General features: G+C 51.7%; 6 protein-coding genes. 3 read left to right on the top strand and 3 right to left on the bottom strand.

The genetic code is table 11. The features are described 5' to 3' along the window. On the top strand, positions 1-233 hold a 233-nt coding region (locus I4V53_RS13715), incomplete at its 5' end, for a hypothetical protein (RefSeq protein WP_195986259.1). Between the two features lie 651 nt (positions 234-884). On the opposite strand, the gene I4V53_RS13710 is transcribed toward I4V53_RS13715, so the two are convergent. From I4V53_RS13710 to I4V53_RS13700, 3 genes are all read right to left on the bottom strand, one after another. Continuing rightward, positions 885-3599: an EAL domain-containing protein gene (locus tag I4V53_RS13710; protein ID WP_195986258.1), complete on the bottom strand. Its 2715-nt coding sequence runs from the start codon at positions 3597-3599 to the stop codon at positions 885-887. Positions 3600-3607: 8 nt separating this feature from the next. Continuing rightward, positions 3608-5158: a sensor domain-containing diguanylate cyclase gene (locus I4V53_RS13705; RefSeq protein ID WP_195986257.1), complete on the bottom strand. Its 1551-nt coding sequence runs from the start codon at positions 5156-5158 to the stop codon at positions 3608-3610. A gap of 87 nt (positions 5159-5245) precedes the next feature. After that, a complete protein-coding gene (locus tag I4V53_RS13700) occupies positions 5246-7318 on the bottom strand; it encodes a diguanylate cyclase (RefSeq protein WP_195986256.1) in 2073 nt (690 codons plus the stop codon). A gap of 789 nt (positions 7319-8107) precedes the next feature. Between I4V53_RS13700 and I4V53_RS13695 the strand changes: the two genes are divergently transcribed. Continuing rightward, positions 8108-9691, top strand: a complete 1584-nt coding sequence (locus I4V53_RS13695; protein ID WP_195986255.1) for a GGDEF domain-containing protein — start codon at positions 8108-8110, stop codon at positions 9689-9691. 34 nt (positions 9692-9725) lie between these two features. Further along, complete coding sequence (locus I4V53_RS13690; protein ID WP_195986254.1) at positions 9726-10997, top strand: hypothetical protein; 1272 nt, start codon at positions 9726-9728, stop codon at positions 10995-10997. The last annotated feature ends 106 nt before the right edge of the window (positions 10998-11103 follow it).

Raw genomic sequence — 11103 nt, 5'->3', positions numbered from 1 at the left:
TGAAGAGAGGCAGCGCCTACTGCTTCAAGATGACGGTTGTCAACGGAAGCAGTGCGGCCCCGAACTTCACCGTGGGCAACGGCAATGTACTGAAGACCCAGTTTGTGGCGAAGATTGGCAACGACTGCTACTACAGAGTCTGGGCAGTCGGCACACCGGGCCAGAGTACCGGTGTATATACGACTATGTCCAATGAGGAGCCGCAAAAGCATTGTGTTATCACCATTGCGTAAAATGGTCCTCGCTGTAAGCGTATCCCGACCGGAGATCCGAATGAGGCGGCGCAGCAGCATTGTGTGGTAACCATCGGCTGAAAATATTGGTCAAATAGTTGAGGGGAGGCGCCGCAGGCATGAAAAGCGCTGTGCGTCCACGTCTTCAATCGGAGATCCAAAACAAAGCACCATAGTATTCTAAACGCAGTATTTTAAGTCCATACAATCACATCCGAAGCCTTCCCTATTACATCAAATACGAAGGGGGCGTTGCAGAAACAAAACTGCAACGTCCCCTCTTTTTTGGGCACAGGATAGCAAGAAAAGTCAAGGACACAGAAAAACACAAGAATACACGAAAAAAGCCCTCATAGGGACTTTCGCTAATTGAAACAGTCAATAGCAGAAGTCCCTATGAGGGCTTTACATATACCTGATGTAATCTAAACGCAAGGACAGCAGAATATACAGGCAACATTTTCCGGGCCTCTCCCCCTTTTTCAAAACGGTACTTCGTGCGGGTGCAGCTTAGACCATTGTGGAGGCGGTCAGGTCAGCCGATGCAGGGTATCCCGGCCGGACCGGTGCACAGGCTCAACCCTTTCTCAAACGTTATATATTTACTTGCATGCCAATGATCCAATGAACACCGATCCGGACCATGCACACCTATTTTCGGGCATCATTCAAAAACGAGGACACTTTTTCCTCCGGCATAGGCCGGGCATAGTAATATCCCTGGATGTAGTGAACGCCCGATAATCCTATAAGCTTTTGTTCCGCTTCGGTCTCAACGCCCTCGGCAACCACTGTCAAATCATTGATGATCGCCATTTCCACAATAGAATTGAGAAGAGCACGCTGTTTTTCATTTGTCAATATTTGCTTCGTCAGTGAACGGTCGATCTTGATAATATCCACCGGCAGATTGGATAGATAGTTCAGACTGCTGTACCCCACGCCGAAGTCGTCCAACGCGATACGGATACCGGCCTGCCGCAGCAATTTCAGCGTCTCTGCCATGTGATCGATGGCCTGGATCAGAACGCTCTCGGTAATTTCCAGAGTGACCCGGTGGGGATCAACACCGTCTGTGCGAATCAGGCTCAGCAGATGCTCCGCGCTGTTCCCCACCAAAAGCTGCTGCACGGAGAGATTAACACTGATGCGCTTCAGCCCCAGTGAATCGCCATAGGTCCTCATAAAGGCACACGCGGAACGCAATACATAATCGCCGAGCCGCTCCACCAGGCCGTTGCGCTCCGCCAGTGAAATAACCTGTCCCGCAGAATAGTAACCGCCCTTCCCGTCCGGCAGACGGACGAGGGCTTCCGCAGCTGAAAAACATCCTGTTTCCAGATATACCATCGGCTGATACCACACCTCCAGGGTCCGCTTTTGAATGGCGTCGCTCAGATGGTGCAGAATGTCGGCTTCCGTATGCAGCAGTTCATCGAGCGTATCATTGTAGAGGACGATGTTCTGACCGGATTCCTTGGAAAAGCGTATGGCGGACTGGAGGTGATCCAGCAGGGCGCCGGGGGCAGCGCCGTGCGCCGGATATTGGCAGGCTGCAACGCGGACCTGCAGCGGAATGGTGGCATTTCCAACGATAACCGGACTGATAAGCATTTGGTACAGACACGCGGCAAGGCTCTCCATGTTTTCTGTGGAGAGTGATATTCCCAGAAAAACATCGCCATTGATGCGGTACAGGTATGTACCAAGGGGCCTCGACAGGCGGTTCAGGACTTCGTGGAGAATGGCGTCCCCCACGTCGGTGCTGAACAGCTCATTATACTGGCTGAAAGCACAGATATCGACACAGAAGAGGTTGAACCGCCGCTTGGCGTCGTAGGAAATCAGCATGTCGGTATCCCGAAAATATTTGGGCCGGTTCCCCACATGAAACACCGGATCGCGGTAGACCAGCTGTTCCACCCGCTTGCGGTAACGATTGAGGGCCTTGGAGAGATCCGTCATTTCCCCATCTGTATACTCGTCAAATATCACGGCTGTATTGCCCTCGACCAGCTGGTTGCACTTCTCGGTCAGCATCCGCACGGGAGATTCCTGCGCTATTTTATCATAATACGCATGAAGCAGGGCGGCGATCTCTTCCTCTGCCCGGCCGCTGCCGGTCCGGCAGCGCACACATTGATAACGCGCCATCAGAAAATCCTTTTTATCATTGATGCGCACTCTTAGCAGAAGTTCCAGGGACAAACCCTTTGCAAAATCCTCCTGCTGTCTCTCGCTCATGGCCTCGCGGACAGCAAGGATAAAATTCCCCGATCCCAAACGGCCAGCGATAAAGGGTTTGCGGATAAATCCATTGAAGCGCTCAGGAATGCTTCGCAAAAAAGCCGCTTCCTGTGTGGGGCCAATCAGGCGGGCAGCCTGATCGAAGCCCTCCAATGAGAAGTAGAATAACATAACAGCGCCGCAGTTCGCAGTGAGCCAACGGTCCAGCTCAACGGTGAATCCTTTTTGATTGTAGAGGCCGGTGGCTGTGTCGACTGCATTCTGCTGCCTCTTTTCACGTTCCCGGAGAAAAAGGCGGTGTGCCAGACAGGCAAGTGCCAGCAGGAGGCATGTCAACAGCGCGCAAGCCAGTATCAACCCTGTTTTCTGAGTGGAACTGAACCAACCATCGGCGGGCTGAATGCTTAGGTTCCACTGGCTTGGCAGATAGAAGGTCGATTTTTTTGCCTGGGAGAAATCCACAACGGGGTTTGTCGTTACAATTACCTCTTTGGCGCCGTTTTGCGGCTCCACCCGCCATAGCTCATAGTCATATCCCTGCGCGTATAACTCCTTGAAGCTGAGCTGCTCCAGAACATAGTCCCGATCCAGCGCTACGACGACTTCGCCCAGATACACATCCCCATCCACAACAGGCTGCAGAAACAGAAACACTTCCTGCTGCGCCGGGTCAAACTCCGGCGTAAACGGCCCCTCTATAATGGTATCCTTGACCACCTTTGCGAGTGTAAAGGCATAACAGAAGTCCTGCAGATCCCGCCCTTCCAATTCACCATAGTCGGCCCCTGGCAGAGCGCTCACCAGCGTATCGCCTTCGAACAGGCAGACATAGCGTATCTCTTCCCGCGCCAACAGCGGGGCGGATGCACGCACGAACCAATCTGTTTCATCTCCATTCATAACAAGGGCGGTCTGTGCCAGAGCGCCTGCATCATTCATTGTGCCATTCAGCTGCAGCATGATCTTTTCCGTATAGTAAAACAGGATGTTTTCAGCCGCACTCTGGCGGATTCTCACCATTTCGTTGCGCAGCAGCGTTCCCGCGCCTATAACTGCGGCGAGGATCAGCGATAATACGCCGGCCGAAAGCAGTATTCGTTTTCTGCTGTATTTTTTCATGTCGCCTCTCAATTCTGATGGATATGATAGTATCCTTTTCCGTTCTGCTTCACATAGTAAAGCGCTTCGTCCGCGGCGGAAATCATTTGCTCCAGCCCCATTCCCGGCCGGTATACGGAAACGCCGATGCTGCACTGCACCGGGATGCTTTGACCACCGGATGGAACATCGGTCTGAAGCCGGAGTACAAGTCCTTCCAAAACGGCGTTCAACTCTTTCTCATCATCCAGGCCGGTCAGCAGCAGCAGGAATTCATCCCCGCCGTAGCGGCCCACCACACCGTCGTATTTCTTCTCGTACTCCCGCAGGATATATCCCACACTTTTCAGGGCAATATCTCCGCCGTTATGCCCACAGGTATCGTTGATATATTTGAGATTATCCATATCCACGAAAAACAGGGCTTTGACCGTCTCCGGGTCCGCTTTTGCAAGCTGTGCGGCGGCCTGATTGAGAAACACCGATCGGGTAACCACGCCGGTCAGGCTGTCGGAAAGGCCGTCGCTGGTCAGGCGCAGGACCTCGTTGAAGTCCACATCGTCCGGCCGGCCATCCAGATAGATGCTTTTTTCCAGTTCTTCTATCGACTGCACCAGCGTGTCCACAACCATCATCTGCTTGCCGATATACCGCCGCAAAAACAGCAGCAGTCCAATCGATGCAAGGGCCGTCAAGCAGGCCACGAGCAACAGGGAAGGAAGTGTCTGGAAAAAAAGAGTCTCAAAGCGAACCGTACACAATATATCCCAATTGGTCTGATCCACCCGCTGATAGGCGGTATAGCAGAGGCTTCCGTCCCGGATGCTCCAATAGGAACCAGTCTGCGCAGCAAGAAGCGCCTCCTCCAGCTGGTCCGCCGTGGTGCCGAAAAGTGTATCGTCCCGCAGCGCGTCCATCACGGAGTCACCGTAGGTTAAGCTGGCGGAGGAGGACATGACCTGTCCCCTGGAGCCAATCAGCGTCGCATCGGCGTCTAGGGCGCCGGCGGAGGCCTCCAGAATACGAACAACCTCGTCGAAGTAAATGGCGCAGAACAGGCAGCCTGTGATGGTACCCTGCTCGTCAAAAAGCGGCACCGCCACAGTGTAATTGAGGGTCATCCCGTCCGCACCGGCCGCAAAGCTGTCCGTCACCTGCGTTTGCCCTGTGGAAAACAGCTGCTGCATATAATCCCGGCTGGCGAGGCTGGCGGGCTCCTCTCCATCCGAATAGACGATGACGTCCGCATCCACAAAGCACATCAGCATATATCCGAGATGGGGACTCAGCTGATCCAGCTTCCGCACCTTGTCAATGGGAGGAACCGCAGGGTCGTAGAACTCCGGAGAGCCCGCCAGGGCCTCCAGCAGGTTAACGGCGCCAATGACCCTCTGCGATATTTGTGACTGGCTTCCGGACAGTGCAACTTCTGCATTTGACTCCATCCTTCTGATGGAATGTATTGTTCCTCCCAGCATGACGAACAGTAAAACCAGTACGCAAAACACCGCGTTATACCGCATGATTGAAGAAAAGGATATTTCCCATTTCCCACCCTTTTCCTTCTTTCTCCGTTTCATAAGCACCTCCATATGCTCTTCTCAACCTGTCTCTGGTCAGATGGCACGGCCTCTTCCCCTGAATTCGTTCTGCAGGGGGGGCTTCCATCAGCAGATCCTGTTTTTTACACCGTCATCCATGGGAGTCAGCAGCGGTAGGACGTCTTGCATAGAACCATCATAAAAGCGGTAGTGCCTCCGGCCGTTCTGCTTCGCAGCATGTAGGGCCTGATCCGCGTGGAGAAACAGTTCTTCAAACGCTGCGCCGTGTTCGGGGGCCAAAGCGACCCCCATACTGACTCCTATTTCAAAGGAGTGATACTGCCCGGAGAGAGCTTTATGCACCCGGTCCACGATGGAATAAATATCGTCATGGTTATATTCCATAAAAATCAGGAACTCGTCCCCACCGATTCGTGCGGAGATGTCCTCCATGCGAACGCTGTTGCGTACCCGCTTCCCAACATCCCCCAGCACTTTGTCTCCAAACAGACGACCATATTGATCGTTGGCATTTTTGAAGAGGTCCAAATCAAAAAGAAGGAGGGCAAATCTCCCGTCAATTTTCTTTATTCTGGACAGCGCGGTTTCTATCAGACTACGCGCATAATCGCAGTTAAATAATCCAGTCAATGCGTCAACTTGCGCCATTTTTTCGAGCTTGTTTAACTCGATCTGTTCTTCATAAACGTCGGTAAATTTTCCAATTATTCTGGTCCATTCGGAACTGTCCTCTTCCCACAGAGGCCGGGCTGCCAGCTTGCACCATCTCTGTTCGCCTTTGACATGCAAACAATAGACGTGGGAAACGATGGGGTCGTCTCTTGTCGCCGCCAGCAAGCGCCGGTGCAGGTCCTGCAGGTCGTTTTTTGATATAATTTTTAAAACCGCGCTGTCCTCCCACGGATCGCTGATGATCGCGTTGATACCGAAGTACTCCGCGCCCCACTCCGACAGTGTAAGAAGCTGGGAGGGACAGGAGTATTCAAACTGGATTTCCTTAGACATGGAAGCGAAAAATTGATACTTTGTCCGCTCCTGTTCCAGCAGGGATACTGTCCGGTTTGACGTGCTGTTCTGAAGAAGACCGCGGGTATTGTTGAGTACCGCTGCCTTAGAAACCCCGGAAACGGAATGCATTTTCACCTGCTCTTTCAGATAAGAAGCAGATTTTTCCAGGCAATCCAAAAGCAAGGGGTTAAAGGTTCCGCACTCACCATCCAGAATCATGCGAAGGGCCGTTTCGTGTGAGTATGCCTCCTTGTAGGCCCGCCTGCTGGTTAATGCATCGTAGACGTCCGCCACGGCCACCACTTGTGTCGAAATGGGGATCTCTTCCCCCTTCAAGCCATCCGGGTATCCTTTGCCGTCATATCTCTCATGATGCCAACGGCAAATATCGTGAGCGACCCGTATCAGCCGTTCATCTTTGTAGCACTGGATGTTCTCCAGCATTTGCGCGCCGATAGCGCTGTGGCCCTTTATGAATTCAAACTCCTCCTGCGTCAGCCTGCCGGGTTTATTCAGGATTTCGTCTGGAATAGATATTTTACCAATGTCGTGCAGGGCGGAGGCGTTGGAGATCAGCGCAATCTGATCCGGCGTCAAAGCGTACTGGTCTGTCATATGTGAAAGCCGCTTCAGCAGGGCCTCTGTAATGACACGGATATGTAATACATGGAGGCCGCTTTCTCCATTGCGAAATTCAACAATCTGGCTGAGGATTTCCACCATAACCAAATTGGCTTTTTCCTTCTCCCAGAGTTGTTCCGTTACAACTTGCTCCAGGCGCTTCTGCCTGGCATAAAGTGTGATGATGTTTTTTATACGGCGTTTTACCGTGCTATCCTCAAATGGGCGGCTGATATACTCTGCCGCCCCCAGACAATAGGCTTGCTCCATATAGGAAGAAGACGTTTCCGCGGAAATCATAATAACAGGGATCGTCTCGATATATCTGGAACGATTCATCCTTGCCAGCACTTCAAACCCATCCATATTCGGCATGACAATATCCAGCAATACCAGAGAGAGCTCAGAATGATAGCGGTCAAGTTTGCTGATGGCCTCCACCCCGTCTCCGGCTTCCATAAGGTCATATTCTCCGGAGAGCATATTTACCAACAGTGAACGGTTGATCTCAGAATCATCAACAATCAAAATCTTGTCGCGCTTCTTCATCGCCGTTTCCTCCCTATCTCAGTAAATTCTTTGCCAAACCACGCAGAATCCCAGCTTGTAAAACACCCTTCCGCGTAAGGGTGGTCTGGGGTGCTGTTTCGTCGCCATGCCCCGCTATCACGGCGTGCAGATAAAAAGCCGCATTGTCATCGGGCTGCGGTCCCCGATATCGACGGATTTTTCAGCAGATGCGTGACAGCTTCACCGTTTTCGCCTGCTGCGATGACAGCGCCGCGCTTGAAGACGTGCAAAAATCTCTTTTTGAAAACATTTGCAACCGTCTGCCGGAGATCCCCAGCAGATGAAAGAATATGGCCCTTTGGCTGACTATTTTATTCAGGCAAGCGTATTTGGTACCTAATCAGTATAATGCATCCTTACTATACCACCGCTTTCTCAACAAATCAATCATTGTAAATAAAATGTATGATTGAGTTACCTGTATATCGGTTATTATTTCTGAAGACTGTTGCAAAGTTGGGTATCCTGCTGTACAATAATATGGGTAAGAGACCAAGATGGTTTTGTATTTAACCATTGTTAATCAAAAGAAAAAACTGTGTAATCGCTTTGAGCAGGCGGGGATTTGGGGTGAACCGCCTGTGAAGCTGTACCGGCCGGTATTTGATCCGGACCTCGCAGCACGCATTATGCAGTTGACGGGATAAATGGGGAACCGTCTGGAATCGAATCGGGCCATCGCGACAGGTGAGAACGATCCTAAAAAAAACAAAAAGCGGGATGTTATGTAAGTATTTGAAAGAGAAGGATATGTGTGGGTGAAAAGTGATGAAAACCAAAAAACAAAAGCGAGTTGCAAAAAGTGCTGAAGCATTGGCTTTCTCCAATGTTCACAGGGCTTTTATTGTCTGCCTGATCTTAGGCATGATGATTTTTTTGCTTCAAAACGCGTTTCTTACTTATAAAACTATGAAACAGACGGCCCGGACGATCCAGCAGAGCGCCTCCGCTCAGACGTCGGAGAAGGTCAACGAATCGCTTAAGCTGCTGAAATCTCTGGCGTCGCTTCCGATTTTTTACGACCCCGGCATTGCCTGGGAAGAAAAGGTTGCGAAGCTGGATCAAATCAACGAATATTATGGATATATGTTCATCTGCTATGTGGATGAGGATATTGTTGTGTATACCCTGGGTGAAGAACCCGCCAGCCTGGCAAGCCGGGACCATATGCAGAAGGTATACGCCTCCAAGCAGCCCTATGTGACGGACAGCTTCGTGGCTGGAGCCGATGGCAAGACGCTGAACTATACCGTCATCGTCCCGCTGCTGCAGGATGGCGTCATGACCGGCAGCCTGTTTGCCACCGTCGTTTTGGACGACACCTCCGCCCTCTTACAGGAGATCACCTCCACCACAACGGCGGACGCGGTTCTGATCGGCTCCAAGGGACAGGTCATGTGCTCTACGAACGACACGCCTTACGGCGCCTCTATCCTCAACATCCTGAGCGGCTACAATCTGTCCCATGTGACCGCCGACCAGATTGAGGAGCAGATGCTGAACCGGCAGGCCGGTTCCTTCCAAAGCCGCAGCGGCGCCGATTTGATGTACACCGAATACGGACCGGTCGAAAACGCCAATTGGGACATAGTGGTGACCGTCAGCTTCTGGCCGGAGTTCTTTTCCATACTGCCCTCCGCGGGCTTTGTCCTGCTGGGGATGCTCCTGCTCCTGTCGGGAGTGTATTATTTTGTAAACCACCACGCCAGGCTTCAGGCGAAAAGCATTGAAACAATGGTCAAATCCGTACAGGAAATCCAAAAGAAGGTCTGCCAGGGCAACGACTCTACAGAACTATTCGATTATGAAAACATCATCCAGCTGTCCAGCAAAGGCCTGAACGACGACCTGACAGGGGCCTTCACCCGGGTCATCTTCCTGGACCGGGCGGAAGCGATGCTGCGGGAGAAGCAGGCGAATCGGGACGGGCAGCTCTTTGCCCTTTGCTTTATCGACCTGGACGATTTGAAAACGCTGAACGATCATAACGGCCACTTGGCCGGCGATATGGCCCTGCAAAGGATCGGCGCCCTCCTGCGGGAATATGGCGCGAAATATGACGGACTTGTGGGGCGGTATGGCGGCGATGAATTCATTCTGATCCTGCGGGATATTGACAGCCGTGAAGAACTGGACGCCGTTTTGAAAGAGCTTGTCGGCAGGCTGAAGTTTAACGTGCGCTGCGAGGATAAGGAAATCGCGACCCATTGCAGCATCGGCGCCAGCATATGGCATCAGGAGCTTACATTGGGTATGCTGATCGCGAATGCAGATAAAGCGCTTTACGATGTGAAGTGTCACGGAAAGGCCAATTATTCCATCTTTATGTACGGTGAGCATGATGAAATTTAGAAAAAGGCAGGTCCTGATATTTGGCGTTCTTGTTTTGATGTTAGCGGGAGCGATGCTGGCGCTGGACAGCGCAGCAAAAAACGCGCTTCTTGCGGAGCGCGTAACGGCGGCCCAGACGGTGGAGGTCGGCTTTCGCAAGGGCCTTGCCGAAACCTTTGGAAATTTAAACGACGCGGCAAAGCTGTCCTATACGATCGATCTGTATGATACCGATAACCTGGAGCTCTTTCAGAAAAGCGTGCGAAAACTCACGGAAGAAAACAAACACGTTGCCTATGTCGCCTATTTTAAGGAGGACACGTTGGATTACATCTATCCGGCGGACCGCTTTGGCGTCTGGATTGGAAAAGATATGGCGGATTTTGCCTACAGCGTCACACTGGCAAAATTTGCAAAAATACCCGTTGTGGAAGGGCCTGCCAGCCTGTTTGGTGAGGAGATGGACGTCTTCCTTTTCCTGCAGCCTATCTATCTCGGCACGGACTATGTGGGCGAGATCGTTGTCGCAATGGACAGCGGCTATGTGCTCTCCACGCTGGGGCTGAAAGAGCTGGAGGACGGAAATTACGACTATGAGCTCTGGCGGCTGGACTTTCTTGGGCAGACCAAGACCGTCATCTCGACTTCCAACCCCACCATTGACTATTCGGACGCTGTAAAGCATGAATTCAGCCTGCCCGCCACGTGGAATATCAGTATCATGCCCAAAGGCGGCTGGATCACACAGGCCGAACATGCTCTCATCGACGCTTCCTTCCTCATACTTGGCCTTGTCCTGCTCCTGGCTGGAATATTGCTGTACCGCATGCTCCATCTGCAGAGGAGACTGCAAGTTGCAAAATATACAAACACAGACAGCGGGTTCGCTACAATGGAAGGCTTTTTCTTCTTTGTGAATAAGCGCTTATTGAAAGAATCAGATGCCCGGCTGTGCATTTTGGAGCTGCAGTTGGGGAATTTCCGCAGGTTTACAAAAAATATGGAGCGCGATGAACTCGTAACGTATCTAATGCGGTTCCGGCAAAGCGTGCTGGACTGTTTCCCGGAGGATACAGTCGTAACCAGGCTCAACGATGATAGCTTCCTGCTCGCGATTTTTACGGACGACGGTCGAAAACCGGATTGTATGATTGAAGACTTCATTTTACAGCTGCATTGGAAAAGAAGATTGGACGGCCATAAAATTTTTATTATACCGCGTTATTGCACGGTTACATATCCTGAAGACGGCAGCGACGCGCCTTCCCTTGTAAAAGCGGCCAGCAGGCAATTCAAGGCGATGTCTGATAAAGAAACGAAATCATAAAATTAAGGCTGTAACTGTACCCATAACATAAGTCAGGACCCCCGGCAAAGCCGGGGGCTTGGGAAAGCCCTAGAAGGGCATGATACAGACAACGCCCCTGAAGGGG

The organism is Clostridium sp. D33t1_170424_F3, assembly GCF_015667585.1.
Classification (GTDB): Bacteria; Bacillota; Clostridia; order Oscillospirales; family Acutalibacteraceae; genus Anaeromassilibacillus.
The sequence above is the reverse complement of the archived record's forward strand: the minus strand, read 5'-3'. Positions and strand labels throughout refer to the sequence as shown.